The organism is Pseudomonas sp. Sample_9 (assembly GCF_004307535.1).
Classification (GTDB): Bacteria; Pseudomonadota; Gammaproteobacteria; order Pseudomonadales; family Pseudomonadaceae; genus Aquipseudomonas; species Aquipseudomonas mercuritolerans.
The window spans coordinates 19,982-34,224 of the sequence record NZ_RAZO01000170.1 but is presented as its reverse complement, the minus strand read 5'-3'; the positions used below and the strand labels follow the sequence as shown (position 1 = coordinate 34,224).

Annotated in this window: 10 protein-coding genes; 1 reads left to right on the top strand and 9 read right to left on the bottom strand. The window is 61.3% G+C overall.

Annotation, left to right across the window (positions count from 1 at the left end; all coding sequences use genetic code 11):
• Positions 1-126: 126 nt before the first annotated feature.
• From purH to prmA, 5 genes are all read right to left on the bottom strand, one after another.
• Positions 127-1,734 (bottom strand): bifunctional phosphoribosylaminoimidazolecarboxamide formyltransferase/IMP cyclohydrolase, encoded by a 1,608-nt coding sequence (purH, locus tag D6877_RS09560; RefSeq protein WP_130910588.1) that lies wholly within the window; start codon positions 1,732-1,734, stop codon positions 127-129.
• Between the two features lie 83 nt (positions 1,735-1,817).
• A complete protein-coding gene (fis, locus tag D6877_RS09555) occupies positions 1,818-2,138 on the bottom strand; it encodes a DNA-binding transcriptional regulator Fis (protein WP_002555375.1) in 321 nt (106 codons plus the stop codon).
• Positions 2,135-3,145 carry a tRNA dihydrouridine synthase DusB gene (gene dusB, locus D6877_RS09550; protein ID WP_016771866.1) on the bottom strand — a complete coding sequence of 337 codons (1,011 nt, stop codon included), beginning with the start codon at positions 3,143-3,145 and terminating at the stop codon, positions 2,135-2,137. The genes fis and dusB overlap by 4 nt, the downstream gene beginning before the upstream one ends.
• 185 nt (positions 3,146-3,330) lie before the next feature.
• On the bottom strand, positions 3,331-4,602 hold the full coding sequence (locus D6877_RS09545; RefSeq protein WP_130910587.1) for a DUF3426 domain-containing protein: 1,272 nt from the start codon (positions 4,600-4,602) through the stop codon (positions 3,331-3,333).
• A gap of 30 nt (positions 4,603-4,632) precedes the next feature.
• Complete coding sequence (gene prmA, locus D6877_RS09540) at positions 4,633-5,511, bottom strand: 50S ribosomal protein L11 methyltransferase (RefSeq protein ID WP_041480670.1); 879 nt, start codon at positions 5,509-5,511, stop codon at positions 4,633-4,635.
• 194 nt (positions 5,512-5,705) lie between these two features.
• Here prmA and D6877_RS09535 point away from each other — a divergent pair, with 194 nt between their 5' ends.
• A complete protein-coding gene (locus D6877_RS09535) occupies positions 5,706-9,662 on the top strand; it encodes a DUF6543 domain-containing protein (protein ID WP_130910586.1) in 3,957 nt (1,318 codons plus the stop codon).
• A gap of 64 nt (positions 9,663-9,726) precedes the next feature.
• Here the strand turns inward: D6877_RS09535 and accC are convergent, their stop codons facing one another.
• The 4 genes from accC to D6877_RS09515 form a co-directional block, all read right to left on the bottom strand.
• Entirely contained in the window at positions 9,727-11,082 is a 1,356-nt protein-coding gene (gene accC, locus D6877_RS09530) for an acetyl-CoA carboxylase biotin carboxylase subunit (RefSeq protein ID WP_024011424.1), read from the bottom strand.
• Positions 11,083-11,099: 17 nt separating this feature from the next.
• Positions 11,100-11,558 (bottom strand): acetyl-CoA carboxylase biotin carboxyl carrier protein, encoded by a 459-nt coding sequence (gene accB / locus D6877_RS09525; RefSeq protein WP_016771862.1) that lies wholly within the window; start codon positions 11,556-11,558, stop codon positions 11,100-11,102.
• A gap of 24 nt (positions 11,559-11,582) precedes the next feature.
• On the bottom strand, positions 11,583-12,038 hold the full coding sequence (gene aroQ / locus D6877_RS09520; RefSeq protein WP_016771861.1) for a type II 3-dehydroquinate dehydratase: 456 nt from the start codon (positions 12,036-12,038) through the stop codon (positions 11,583-11,585).
• 241 nt (positions 12,039-12,279) lie between these two features.
• Complete coding sequence (locus D6877_RS09515; protein WP_130910585.1) at positions 12,280-14,226, bottom strand: methyl-accepting chemotaxis protein; 1,947 nt, start codon at positions 14,224-14,226, stop codon at positions 12,280-12,282.
• Positions 14,227-14,243 lie beyond the last annotated feature (17 nt).

Below are 14,243 nucleotides of genomic sequence, written 5' to 3'. Positions count from 1 at the left end.
AGTAAGAGCGACTGCGTGGCGCTCAATTACAGCTTACGGCTTTGAATTAATAAGGCTGCACCTGCAAGAAGGAGCGACACCTGTCTGCTCTTTCTTGCAGCTTGCAGCTTGAAACTTGCGGCTGCTTCAATGACGGAAGTGGCGCATGCCGGTGAATACCATTGCGATGCCGGCTTCATCAGCAGCAGCAATCACTTCGTTGTCACGCATCGAACCGCCCGGCTGGATCACCGCAGTGATGCCAACCTTGGCCGCGTTGTCGAGGCCGTCGCGGAACGGGAAGAATGCGTCGGACGCCATGACCGAACCGGCCACCTGCAAACCGGCGTGCTCAGCCTTGATCGCGGCGATGCGGGCCGAGTTGACGCGGCTCATCTGGCCGGCGCCGACACCGATGGTCTGGCGATTCTTGGCGTAGACGATGGCGTTGGATTTGACGTACTTGGCGACTTTCCAGGCGAAGATCAGGTCGTGGATTTCCTGTTCGGTCGGTGCGCGTTTGGTCACCACTTTCAGGTCGTCGGCGCTGATCATGCCGATATCGCGGCTCTGCACCAGCAGGCCACCGTTGACGCGCTTGTAATCCCAGGCAGCGGCGCGCTCAGCCGACCACTCGCCGCAGGCCAGCAGGCGTACGTTGGCTTTCGCGGCGACAATGGCACGAGCTTCTTCGCTGACGCTTGGGGCGATGATCACTTCAACGAACTGACGCTCGACGATCGCTTTGGCGGTCTCGGCATCCAGTTCACGGTTGAAGGCGATGATGCCGCCGAACGCCGACTCGGTGTCGGTGGCGTAGGCCAGTTCGTAAGCCTGACGGATGCCGCCTTCAGCGTCCGGGCTGACCGCCACGCCGCACGGGTTGGCGTGCTTGACGATCACGCAGGCTGGCTTGACGAAGCTCTTCACGCATTCCAGCGCAGCGTCGGTGTCGGCGACATTGTTGTACGACAGTTCTTTGCCTTGCAGCTGGGTCGCGGTGGCGATGCCGACTTCGGCAGGCTTGGCTTCCACGTAGAACGCCGCGCTCTGGTGCGGGTTCTCGCCGTAGCGCATTTCCTGGGCCTTGATGAACTGGCTGTTGAAGGTGCGCGGGAATTCGCTGCGACCTTCAGTGCTCAAGGTTTCAGCGGCCTGGTTCACGGTGCCCATGTAGTTGGCGATCATGCCGTCGTAGGCGGCGGTGTGTTCGAAAGCCTTGAGCATCAGGTCGAAACGCTGAGCGTAGGTCAGGCCGCCGGCCTTGAGGCTTTCCAGGACGTTGGCGTAATCGCTGGCATTTACCACGATCGCTACGTCTTTGTGATTTTTCGCTGCCGAACGGACCATGGTCGGCCCGCCGATGTCGATGTTCTCGATGGCGGTCGGCAGGTCGCAGCCTGGCTTGTTGATGGTCGCTTCGAACGGGTACAGGTTGACCGCTACCAGATCGATCGGCTTGATGCCGTGCTCGTTCATGATCGCGTCGTCAGTACCGCGACGACCGAGGATGCCGCCGTGGATTTTCGGGTGCAGGGTTTTCACCCGACCGTCCATCATCTCGGCGAAACCGGTGTAATCCGCGACTTCCACTGCGGCAACGCCGTTGTCACGCAGCAGCTTGAACGTTCCGCCGGTGGAGAGGATCTCGACGCCCAGAGCTTCGAGCTCCTTGGCGAATTCGAGGATCCCGGTCTTGTCGGAAACGCTGATCAAGGCGCGGCGGATCGGCAGGCGGGTAGTCTGGTCGGTCATCTCAATTTCCATCAAAAGCAAAGGAAGTCAGCAAAAAAGGCGACCGTTTTTTACGCGGGCGCCTTTCTGGTTTGATTGAATGCTTACAGCAGATCGTACTGCTTGAGTTTCTTGCGCAGCGTGCCGCGGTTCAGTCCCAGCAGCTCACTGGCCTTGGTCTGGTTGCCCTTGACGTAGTTCATCACGCTTTCGAGCAGGGGCGCCTCGACTTCGGACAGCACCAGGTTGTACACATCCGTGACGGACGCGCCCTCAAGGTGGGCGAAATAATTGTGCAGCGCCTTCTCGACACTCCCGCGAAGGGTCTGGCCTTCTTCGCTCGGCGTGTTGAGGTGCTGTTTCAAATTCACGTTGTCGCTCACGGGTGTTGTTCCACTCACTAAAGTCTCGGTCATCATCGTCATGCGGCCACCCCTTCTTCGTCCCCTGTCAGGCTCTTGTAACGCTCGGCGAAGAACTCCCGAACGTCGGCGCATTGTGTTTCCGTACCATCCAAACGATTGAAACGGGCGCGAAACTCCCTGGCGCCCGGCAAGGTTGCGAGATACCAGCCCACATGCTTGCGGGCAATGCGCACGCCCATCACGTCGCCATAGAAGGCGTGAAGGGCAGCCAGATGCTCCAGCAGGATGCGTTCCACTTCGCTCAGTTCCGGCGCGGGCAATTTCTCGCCGGTGCGCAGGAAGTGATCGATCTCGCGAAAAATCCATGGCCGCCCTTGAGCGGCTCGGCCTATCAGCAGGCCATCGGCACCGGTCGCGTCAAGCACGTATCGGGCCTTTTCCGGCGAATCGATATCGCCATTGGCAAACACCGGGATCGACACCGCCTGCTTGATCGCGGCAATCGTGTCGTACTCGGCTTCCCCTGTGTACAGATCGGCGCGCGTACGGCCATGTACGGCCAGCGCTGTGATCCCGGCCTGTTCGGCGATCTTCGCCACATTCAGACCGTTCTTGTTTTCGCGATCCCAGCCGGTGCGGATCTTCAGGGTGACCGGTACATCAACCGCGGCCACTACGGCCTGCAGGATCTCGGTCACCAGTGCTTCGTCTTTCAGCAACGCGGAGCCGGCGGCCTTGTTGCAGACCTTCTTGGCCGGGCAACCCATGTTGATATCGATAATCTGCGCGCCCAGCTCGACGTTGGCCCGTGCCGCATCGGCCAGCATCTGCGCGTCGCCACCGGCGATCTGCACCGAGCGCGGCTCGGGATCGCCTTCGTGGATCATGCGCATGCGCGACTTGCGGGTATTCCACAGGCTCATGTCGCTGGTGACCATTTCCGAGACTACAAGCCCTGCGCCCAGACGCTTGCACAGCTGACGAAAGGGCTGGTCGGTGACGCCCGCCATTGGGGCGAGAATCAAACCGTTCTGCAATGTATATGGGCCGATGCGTACCGCCGACATAGGACTTCCCTGAAGTGGGGCCGGATCATGAGAGTTCGAAAAAGGGTGGGCATGATACCCGCTCTCGATGACTGGTTAAAGGCTGAATTGAACAAAATCTGAACAGTTATTCTGTTATCGCCAACGGTTTGGTTGGCTGCGATCCAGTCAGAAAAATGCCGTCAATCGGGAAACGCTGAAGCGGTTCATTCCGGTGAATGGAAGTTCAGGCTGTAATTCACCGCTTTCGGCCCCGGATCGAGAATATCCAGGGCGATGTGGATCGGCGTCTGCGGCGGCATTTCCGCGAGGCCTTCGAGATCGCCGCTCAGATACTCGCCAGGTTTGAAGCGACGACTGGCGATCAGGTGACCGTTGAGGTCGGCAAAACGCAGCTCGAGCAAGGGAAACGGCTGGGAAAAGGTCGCGCGGTTGTAAATGATCGCGTCGACCACCAGCGCGCCGCTGAACTCGGGATGACTGCGCACCACCAGGTTGCTGCTCTTGATTTTGCCGATGTCGACTTTGGACGGCACGGTGCAGCCGATCTGCGGGCAGATCTGCTGAAACCATGGGCGGTATTGATCCTGCCGCGCCAGCTCCTCGAAGTGATAGGCAACGTATTGAGCGGCAAGACCGCCGGCCGCCAACACCACCAGCAGCAGCCAGAGCAGGCGCCGGCCCCAGGGTGAACGGCGTTGCTGCCAGTCCAGTTGCAGCGGGTCGTCGGTCAGATCCTGCAAGACCTCGGCGCGCACGCCGGGCTCGGCCCTTTCGCGTTTTTTGCGCGGCGAGGTGATCAATGGCAGATCGTCGTCATCGCTGTCGTCGCTGGCCGAAAATCGCTCACGGCGGGCGTTGGGATCGATCGGATCGTGCAGGCGCAATTGCGGGATCGGCGGCTCGTCATCCAGGTCCACCGGTTCCAGTGACAACGATGGCTCGGTGCGCTCGGGTTCGAGGGCTTCGACGCCTTCGATATACGGCTCGATATCTGGCTCGACATCCGGCGCGGCGCGGCGCTCATCGGCAGGCTCGCTGAACAGGCCATCGGGCCAGGCGCCTTCTTCCGGTTCTGCGCTGTCGCGCCGCGCACTCAAGGATTCTTCGCGGGCCCGGCCGAATTCGGCGACCGGCTGGATTTCGCGCTGTTCGAGGCGGGCGAGTTCTTCGTCCAGATCGAGGCCGTCCAGATCCAGCTCCGACGCGCTCCATTGCTTTTGGCTGATGGCGCGCGGTGCGGGGATCTGTTCGACGACCGCAGAATCGCTGACAGGTGCGGGCGCTTCAGGCAGCGCTGGTGCGGTCGGCGTCACCGTGTCCTTACCAGAATGTTGCTCGAGCAGCTGCTTGGCGGCATTGAACACTTGCAGGCAGGAGCCGCAACGAACCACCCCGCGGGCCACGCTCAACTGAGCATGGTTGACGCGGAAACTGGTCTGGCAATGCGGGCACTGGGTGACGAAACTGTCGGTCATGCGGCGATCCGGTTCAGGCAAGCGGTCATTTTAGCGCCGACGCCCGGTGATGCGCACCCAGCCGTCGCGATTGGCGATCGGGTCGAGCTCGAAGTCCTGCGCATAAGCTGCCGCTACTTCTTCGCCCTGCTCGGCGAGGATGCCCGACAGCGCCAGACGCCCGCCGCTCTTGACCAGGCTGGACAGTTGCGGCGCCAGCGACACCAGCGGGCCGGCGAGAATATTGGCCACCAGCACGTCAGCCTGAACCTGCGGCAGATCCTCGGGCAGATACAGTGGGAACAACTCGTCGGCAATGTTGTTGCGCCCGGCATTGTCGCGCGAGGCCTCCAGTGCCTGCACATCGATGTCGGTGCCCACGGCTTCCTTGGCGCCGAGCAGCAGGGCGGCGATCGCCAGAATCCCCGAGCCACAGCCGAAGTCGAGCACGTGGCAGTCTTTCAGGTCCTGACCGTCGAGCCATTCCAGGCACAGTGCGGTGGTCGGGTGGGTGCCGGTGCCGAACGCCAGGCCCGGGTCCAGCAGCAGGTTGACCGCATCAGGCTCAGGGGCGGCGTGCCAGCTCGGCACGATCCACAGGCGCTGGCCGAACCGCATCGGCTCGAAACCGTCCATCCAGCTGCGTTCCCAGTCCTGGTCCTCGATGACTTCGCTGTGGTGCTCGGGCAGCGGGCTGCCGGTGAGCAGTTCCAGATGGGCGAGGACCGGCTCCGGTTGCGTGCCGCCCTCGAACAAGGCCAGCAAATGGGTGTGCGACCACAGTGGTGTGGTGTTGAGTTCCGGTTCGAAGATCGGCTGGTCTTCGGCGTCCATGAAAGTCACCGACACGGCGCCGACTTCGAGGAATGCGTCCTCGTAGGTTTCGGCTTGTTCCGGGGTGATGGCGAGACGGACTTGCAGCCAAGGCATGGCGGGCACCTTTGAAAATCTGTGGGGCAGCCCGAAGCTGCAAAAGCGCGCAGTTTACGCCAGGTCGCCGGCAAAGTGGACACGCCAGTCGGCTGTAACACATCCGCAGGTGCCATATACATATGTACGGCCTGGGCACGCTGGCCGGGAAATAGAGTGGGGGCTCATTTCCATGCAACAAAAGGCTGGACGATATGGCGGATCAACAAGGGATTGTAGAAGAAAAACTACCTGTAGCTGCGGCGCCTACGGGGTCGGTGCAGGAAATCCTGCTACGCATCACGCGCTGGCAGGTGATGATCGACAAGCGCTTGAGCAGCCAGATGACGCTGCTCGAGGCGCTGGAGCATTACGCGTTGACTGAATTGCGCATTGATTATCCCGAAGGTCATTTCGATCCGGGGTTCGTGGTTGCCCTGCTCGATGCCATTCTGCAAAAGCTTCTCGACGGCAAGCCAGTCACGTTCCTGGCAGTCCAGGACGCTCCATTTCGCTGGCCGGGAGCCGCTGACCTCGGGTTGCCAGCCAGCCGCCGGGAACACGTCGCCCGGACGGTGGATACCGTTTCGCAGCACTTCCTCGACCAGTACAAGAAATACCTGCGCGAACACTGGGCGACAAAAGGGCAGGAGGCGTTGTTTGATCGTTTGATGAAGCGCAAGCTGCGGCGCTATATCAAGGACATCGAGTCGCTGTTGCGTCGTGACCGGCTCGTGGGCGTGACATTGAATCAGTTGCGCCGAAAGATCGATAGAGTCCAGGCCCGAGGCACCCGTCGGTACCGGTTGACTGCATTGGCAACCGGTGCAGAGAAAAAGATTCTCGAGGCGCACTCCTTCGCGCAACTGCCGCAGTGGATGAAGGTGTTGAAGGACCCGGATCGCGCCTTGTTGCGCCATTATCAGGAGCAGACGTCACTGTCCCGGACAGCGCTCGATGAGCTGCTGCAGGGCTACGGCTCCTTGCGCGCCTTTGCCCGGCAGCAGGCCATCGAATACATTCAGCGCAAGCTCGACATGACGGTTGAACCGGATCGGATCGACGTGCGACTCAGATGGCGCTCGGCAGTCGGCGAGCCGACGCGCAATCGCAGCCTGACCGACTTGCTGGCATCCGGGCCGATCGGTCAGGACTTCGCAGCGGTCCTGTATATCGCCAGTACTGCGCCTTTGCGCAACCAGTCACTCAAGCCGACATTCATTGCCGACATGCTGGCGGAACAGGACTATCCGGCAGATTACCTGCGAGTCCTCGCCGAGCAGTACAAGCGCACAGAAGTGCAAAAGGCGCTGATCGACTGGTTCACCGCTCGGCTCCGGCAGAGCGCATACGTCGCGCGTTGTGCAGCTCATCTGTCGGAGTCCGATCATGGACTTCTGGAGCAGACGTGGTCCGGGCAAGCTGCAAGCAAACCCCTGAAAGTGGCCGCACTGACGCTGCCCAACGGCATGCAATGCACCGATCTTCTGGTGTTCTACCATGCAGAGACTGCGCAAGCGGTAAGTAACCTGGTGCTGTACGCGCCCAACAAGCCGAACGGTCAGGAGTGGGTGCGGTTAACGTCTGTTGCGGCGTTGACCGGCGAGGTGTGGAGCTGGACGCAGAGCGAAGCCGGCCGCGAGTACCTGTTGCAGCAGCTTTCGCCGACGGCACATCGTACGGCGCGTGACTATCTTTTGGCCGTGGCGGACAACCCGGCCCTCTGGGGCATGACCAGTGACATTCGACGTGCACCCCTGTCATTCGTGGAATGCGTCGAAGCAGCTGTAAAAATGGGCCTGGCAAAAAACCTGCAGCAGGTCGAGGTGGACAACTCGCTGCGTTGGTACACAACGCTCGGTCTGGATGCGCGCCGGCGCATCAGCAGCCTGAATCAGGAATTGATTGTTCATCAGCAGGTTTTCAACGAGCTGCTGGGCGGCTTTGAAGTGTTTGTCGATTTCGCCAGGCGCACGGTTGCCGCAGCGATTGCGCCCTACATGCGCAGCAAGAACGTGCTGGAACCGGTCGACCCGGCCACTGTGTTGATCGATTACAACCCCGGCGTTGCCGATCGCAGGAAGCAGCAGGTGGCGACACTGCTTGACTTGGCGATTCACGGCTACGACGACAACTCCGGCATCGAGCACCCGAAAAAAGGCGTGCGCTCGTCGGTCGGGCAGGATTTGAGTCTGGTGCGCAGCGCCGATCTGGCGTTGTATCTGCGCCGGGCCTGGCTGGGCGAGAAATACGCCGACGAGATCCGCAGCAAATATCTCGACCCTCGTAATGCCGCCTACGAACCGCGTCGCTTCGCCTACCGCAACGTGCTGCTGTCAAAAATGGATCGTGATTTGCGCGTGGCGAGAAGTCAGGCGCGTCTGAGCGACGCGGTGTATTCAGCGCTGGTCCGCCAGGTCACACTGTTGAGTCAATTGCCAGCGCCGGGTACGCATTATCCGGGCGCCCGTATGGTTGAAAGCGACGGCGTGTTCAGGTTCACCGTGCGCAATCACGTCGTGCTCGGGGTTTACGTTCTGACTTCGTTCGACCCTGAGCCGTCCTGGTGGCTGTACACGCCTGATGCGCCCGACGGTATTGTGGTGCGTGCGTATCAGTCACTTTTCGGCGACATCGCGGGAACCTTGCATGACTATCTGATGGCGCGTACGCCGGTTGCTGCACGCAGCATCGTGTCGCGCACCCTGTACGCGATTGCGGCGAAAAAACAGCGCGTCGATGTGCTCTACGAAGCGGAGCGCCTGGTTGACGCCCGCAGCGAGTTCAATGCGTACATCGAGCGCGCGGTCACGGATGTGCAAGACATCACCACCAGCCGCGCGCAAATGATCGAGCGCCAGGTGGTCAAGGGGCTGATGTTCGCCGCCGCACCGTTTTGTATGGTGTTTCCTCCCTTTGCCTTGCTGCTCGATGTCGTGTTCATTGCCATCAGCGCTGGTCAGGCTGTCGCTGCGCATCTGGAAGGCGATGTCGATGGCGCTCTCGGACACTGGCTGGAGGCCTCGTGGGGTGCGCTGTTTGCCATGGTCGGTGCCGGCAGTGCGATCAAGTTGCTGGGCGGTGCGGCCAGAAGTCTGAAACACACGATGAGGCCCGTCTCATTGTTGTCAGAGCACCTGAGTACCGTGGCTCCGGTGCACAAGGAAGCGCTGCCGGCGATCCGGGAAGTCCGCTTCCATGCCAGGCAGGCCGTCAGCAAGAGGCCCGAACGCTTGCAAAAGGTGACTGACGACGGTGTGTTTTCCGGCACTTGGCGCAGTCCGCCCAGTGCTGAACAGCCGCAACCGGCCTATTACATCCGTAACAGAGGCAAGTATTTCCTGGTCAGGGAGAATCCGCATTTCGGTGGTCTGAGCCTGGTCGATGCCCGCCGCCCGACAGCTATCTATCAGCAACCGATACGTCTTGCCCCTGGCGGCAGGTGGACACATGACCGGGTCGGGCTCAGAGGCGGCAACGTCCGCAACCTTGGGCGCGTGAACAATTTGCGTGATGCATTTCCGGCCCGTGTCGAACCATTGCTCAACCGCGGTGCGATGCAGGGCGAAGCGGTGGTGGGGCGTGCCGTTCCCGGATCGCGAGACAACTACCTGTTTTCGCTGAATGCGCAGAGTTGCGTCATTGCCTCGCTGTACAACCCGACGACGAGAACAGGGGCGGTGATTCATTTCGATCACAATATCCGCCCCCTGATCCAGCGCAGTGTAAGCGGCGTGTTGGAGCGTCTGGGGTACGCCGGCCAGGATATTCGCGCCACGCTGGTGGGAGGTGACTGGGTGTCGATGGGCGCTGACATCGGCGGCCCGGTCAGGCGTGTCCTGCGCGAACATGGCCTGCAACCGACGTGGGATTACTGGTCGTACTCCTCGTGCCTGGGCAACACTTACGGGGTAGTGTTGAATCTGAACAATGGAGTCTCGAAAGTGTTCAAGCATTCCGCTGGTCAGGTTGGTGACGTGTACAAAGCGCTTATCGACAGAGCGCCATATTCAACCGACCGACTCTCGATACGTGCCCAGAACTTCATGGACCGTGTCCGCAGTGAAGCGTTGCACGAGAATGCCGTCGGCAGCGTGGTCGATAGGGCCGGCAGCCGGGCGACCGCGGCGATGGTAGAGGACCAGGCGTTCTCGATGGTGCTGATGAACTGACGCGTCGTTCAGGCATAAAAAAACCCGATCCTCGGGGATCGGGTTTTTCCACGCCGGATCAGTCTTACGACTGCTTGGCCAGCTTGTGCTCGAGGTAGTGAATGTTCACACCGCCCTTGCAGAAGCCTTCGTCACGAACCAGGTCACGGTGCAGCGGGATGTTGGTCTTGATCCCGTCGACCACGATTTCGTCCAGGGCATTACGCATGCGTGCCATGGCTTCGTCGCGGGTTGCGCCGTAAGTGATCAGCTTGCCGATCAGCGAGTCGTAGTTCGGTGGCACGGCATAACCGCTGTACAGGTGCGAATCGACGCGAACGCCGTTGCCGCCTGGGGCGTGGAAATGCTTGACCGTGCCCGGGCTCGGCATGAAGGTCTTCGGATCTTCAGCGTTGATCCGGCACTCCAGCGAGTGACCACGAATGACCACGTCATCCTGAGTGAACGACAGCTTGTTGCCGGCGGCGATGCTGAGCATCTCCTTGACGATGTCGATACCGGTGACCATCTCCGAAACCGGGTGCTCCACCTGAACACGGGTGTTCATTTCGATGAAGTAAAAACGACCGTTTTCGTAGAGGAACTCGAAAGTACCAGCACCACGGTAGCCGATGTCGATGCACGCCTTGACGCAGCGAGCCAATACTTCCTGGCGCGCCTTCTCGTCGATGCCCGGTGCCGGCGCTTCTTCGAGAACCTTCTGGTGACGACGCTGCAGCGAGCAGTCGCGGTCGCCCAGGTGGATGGCGTGGCCCTGGCCGTCGGACAGTACCTGCACTTCGACGTGGCGCGGGTTGGTGAGGAATTTTTCCAGATAGACCATCGGGTTGCCGAACGCCGCGCCTGCTTCGGAGCGGGTCAGTTTCGCCGAGGCGATCAGGTCTTCTTCCTTGTGCACCACGCGCATGCCACGACCACCACCGCCACCGGCGGCCTTGATGATCACCGGGTAGCCGACTTCACGACCGATGCGCAGCGCCGTTTCTTCGTCTTCCGGCAGCGGGCCGTCGGAACCTGGAACGGTCGGTACGCCTGCTTCGATCATCGCGTGCTTGGCCGATACCTTGTCGCCCATCAGGCGAATGGTGTCGGCTTTCGGGCCGATGAAGGCGAAGCCGGAGTTCTCGACCTGCTCGGCGAAATCGGCGTTTTCCGCGAGGAAACCGTAGCCTGGGTGAATGGCGGTAGCGCCGGTCACTTCAGCGGCAGCGATGATGGCCGGGATGTGCAGGTAAGACTGAGCGGCGGACGCCGGGCCGATGCAGACGGATTCGTCTGCCAGACCCAGGTGCATCAGCTCTTTGTCGGCCTTGGAGTAAACGGCGACGGTCTTGATGCCCATCTCTTTGCAGGCACGCAGAATCCGCAGGGCGATCTCACCGCGGTTAGCGATCAGAACTTTTTCCAACTTCGCAGTCATCAAAGGCTCTCCGCGGTTCAAACGATGGTGAACAGCGGTTGGTCGTACTCAACCGGCTGGCCGTCTTCGACGAGGATGGATTCGATCACACCGCTGGTTTCAGCTTCGATGTGGTTCATCATCTTCATGGCTTCGACGATGCACAGGGTGTCGCCTTTCTTCACGGTCTGGCCGACTTCAACGAAGGCTGGCGAGGTTGGCGAAGATTTACGGTAGAAAGTGCCGACCATCGGCGAACGGGCAACGGTGCCGTTCAGCGCGGGTGCAGCAGCGGCAGCCGGAGCAGCGGCAGCGACTGGCGCGGCAGCAGGGGCAGCGGCCGGAGCCTGCATCGGGGCTGGCGCGTAGTACTGCTGCGCCGGGGTCTTGCTGTGACGGCTGATGCGTACGGACTCTTCGCCTTCCTTGATCTCGAGCTCGTCGATGCCGGACTCTTCCAGCAATTCGATCAGTTTCTTAACTTTACGGATATCCATGAATCATCAACTCCCAAGGGTCGGTCAGGGGCGTATAGCTTGGTGTTCAAGCTGCTCTAGTGCGGCCTCCAGGGCCAGTCGGTAACCGCTGGCGCCAAGGCCGCAGATCACTCCTACCGCTACATCGGAGAAGTAGGAGTGATGGCGGAAAGGTTCGCGCTTGTGCACGTTGGACAAATGCACTTCGATGAATGGGATGCTCACTCCCAGCAGCGCGTCACGTAATGCGACACTTGTGTGCGTAAAAGCCGCCGGATTGATCAGAATGAAGTCCACGCCTTCACCGCGCGCAGCGTGGATGCGATCGATCAATTCGTACTCGGCGTTGCTTTGCAGATGCAGCAGATGATGGCCGGCTTCGCGGGCGCGCCGCTCCAGATCCTGATTGATCTGCGCCAGGGTCGTCGACCCGTAGGTCCCCGGTTCCCGGGTGCCGAGCAGGTTCAGGTTGGGGCCATGCAGCACCAGTAGCGTCGCCATCTGCGTTGTCCTTGTTATCAATGAGCAGTCGTCAGAACCCGGCGACTATGCCGCAAAGCCTTTGTGACTGTCCAGTTCCATGCAATAGCCGGCACGATGGGCGATGTTTGCGCGAAATTTGTGACCAAGGATCAGGATCCGGTCACTTGTAATGACAGGGCCGCCGCCTTCGCGAGCAGGCTCGCTCCCACAGGGGTATGCATTCCATTGTGGGAGCGAGCCTGCTCGCGAAGGTGGTATGTCAGACGCGGAAGGCCTGAACGGCCGTATGCAATTGGCCGCCGAGAACCAACAGGTTCTCGCCCTGTTCGCGCCCCTGGCCGATGCGCAACAGGTTATCCCCACCCAATTGATGAATGCGCTCGCTGTGATCGCGGATTTCGCTGACCGCGCCACTTTGCTGCGCCGTGACATCGGCGATGCGCACGGCGGTGTCGGCGATGGTCTGGATCGCGCCGACGATCTTGTCCAATGCACCGTCGGCCGCTTGCGCCTGACTGGCCGTGGCTTCGGCGTGTTCGACCTGCGCGCGCATGCCTTCGACCGATTGCCGCGCGGCGGTCTGCAGGCCGGCGATCAGTGTCTGGATTTCTGCCGTGGCCCCGGCGGTACGTTGTGCCAGCGAGCGCACTTCCTCGGCGACTACGGCGAAACCACGGCCCATCTCCCCGGCGCGGGCCGCCTCGATCGCGGCATTCAGGGCGAGCAGATTGGTCTGATCCGCAATCGAACGAATCACCGTCAGCACGCCGCCGATGGTTGCCGACTCTTCCGCCAGGTGTTCGATCATCTGCGCATTGCCTTGAACTTCACCGACCAAAGCATGCAGCCCGGTGAGGCTCTGGCCGATCACCGTCTGGCCATGCTCGACGGCCAGTCCGGCATGACGGCTGGCGTCCGCAGCCTGCCGGGCATCGCCGGCCACTTGCTGAATGGTCGCCTCGAGTTCACCCAGCGAGTCGCGAATCAGCGCAGTGTCACCGGCCTGATGCTCGGCGCCGCTGTGCAGGTCATTGCTCAGTTCGGCGAGGGTGCGGCTGCTGCCTGCGACCTGCTCGGCGTTACCGCGAATCGTGCCGACCAGATCCACCAGATAAGCGCGCAAGCGATTGAGCGACGCTTCTATGTCGTGCAGTTCACGATTGGTCTTGCCCAATTGAATGTCGCGACTGAAATCGCCCTCGGCCCAGGTCGACAGCGCCGGGGCGAGGTTGGTCAGGGTGCGGGCCAGGCGCCGCTGCAAGGTATCGATGAGCAGGGCGATCAGCAGAATCAGGCCAATCATCACACCTTGCATCAGGCGCACTTCGCCCTGGATCTGCCCGTGCTGCGCGCGTACTACGGGTTCGAGGCCGGCGATGGCGTGTTGCACGCTGGCGATTTTTTCGTGGGTGGCGGCGCTGAGATCGGCGCGTTTCTGGATCTGCTCGCGGGTGCGCGCCAGTTCTGCCGGATAGCGGCCGAGCAAGCTGTTCAGTTCGCGCTTGAGCCCGACCCCGGCATCCTCTGCGGCGGCTTTGTCGGCGTTTTCGATGCCCATCAGCGCGGCGAAATCGTCACTGCTCGATTCGTTGCTGGCGACCACACCGAGCAAGGGCAGGGCATCGATGGCTTCGGCCTGGGCGCGCATGTTGCTCACTTCGCGCTCGACATCGGCCGCCAGTTCACTGCGCCCGCTGCTCACCAGTTTGTCCCGCGCCAGCGACAGTTTGCCCAGATGCTGCGATGCGGCGAGCAGTGGTGCGAGGTAGGCGGCGTTGCCACTGGCGTAGGTGTTGAGCTGGTCGAGGCTGGCGCTGAGTTCGCGTTCGGCCTGCAACAGCAGCGCCTGCGGATCGCCGGCCAGTTTGCCGGCGGCGAGCAGGTCGGTTTTGCTGAATTCATCAAGGCTCGACAGGCTTGGCTGCACGGTGTCGGCCAGCGTCGGGGGCAGCTCACCCAGTTGCTTGTGCACGCTGTCGATGGCCTGAGCGGCACTGCTCAGGCGCAGCGCGTCACCGCTGGCGAGGTAATCCTCAACGTTGCGCGCCACTTCATTCTGAAATTGTTGCGACAGCCCCAGGTAACGCTCCATCAACAGATAGGGGCGTTCGAGGGCTTTTTGCGACCACCACAGCGTGGCGCCAAGGGCCACGCAGACGGCGACCAACAGCAGAGTGTTGAGATTGGTGAGCAACTTCAGGCGCATGACGGCTACCAACGGCA

What these genes read in the sequence shown, in the direction of transcription:
- purH (WP_130910588.1), bottom strand. Translation starts at nt 1,734, where the DNA reads ATGACCGACCAGACTACCCGCCTGCCGATCCGCCGCGCCTTGATCAGC.
- fis (WP_002555375.1), bottom strand. Translation starts at nt 2,138, where the DNA reads ATGACGATGATGACCGAGACTTTAGTGAGTGGAACAACACCCGTGAGC.
- dusB (WP_016771866.1), bottom strand. Translation starts at nt 3,145, where the DNA reads ATGTCGGCGGTACGCATCGGCCCATATACATTGCAGAACGGTTTGATT.
- D6877_RS09545 (WP_130910587.1), bottom strand. Translation starts at nt 4,602, where the DNA reads ATGACCGACAGTTTCGTCACCCAGTGCCCGCATTGCCAGACCAGTTTC.
- prmA (WP_041480670.1), bottom strand. Translation starts at nt 5,511, where the DNA reads ATGCCTTGGCTGCAAGTCCGTCTCGCCATCACCCCGGAACAAGCCGAA.
- D6877_RS09535 (WP_130910586.1), top strand. Translation starts at nt 5,706, where the DNA reads ATGGCGGATCAACAAGGGATTGTAGAAGAAAAACTACCTGTAGCTGCG.
- accC (WP_024011424.1), bottom strand. Translation starts at nt 11,082, where the DNA reads ATGACTGCGAAGTTGGAAAAAGTTCTGATCGCTAACCGCGGTGAGATC.
- accB (WP_016771862.1), bottom strand. Translation starts at nt 11,558, where the DNA reads ATGGATATCCGTAAAGTTAAGAAACTGATCGAATTGCTGGAAGAGTCC.
- aroQ (WP_016771861.1), bottom strand. Translation starts at nt 12,038, where the DNA reads ATGGCGACGCTACTGGTGCTGCATGGCCCCAACCTGAACCTGCTCGGC.
- D6877_RS09515 (WP_130910585.1), bottom strand. Translation starts at nt 14,226, where the DNA reads ATGCGCCTGAAGTTGCTCACCAATCTCAACACTCTGCTGTTGGTCGCC.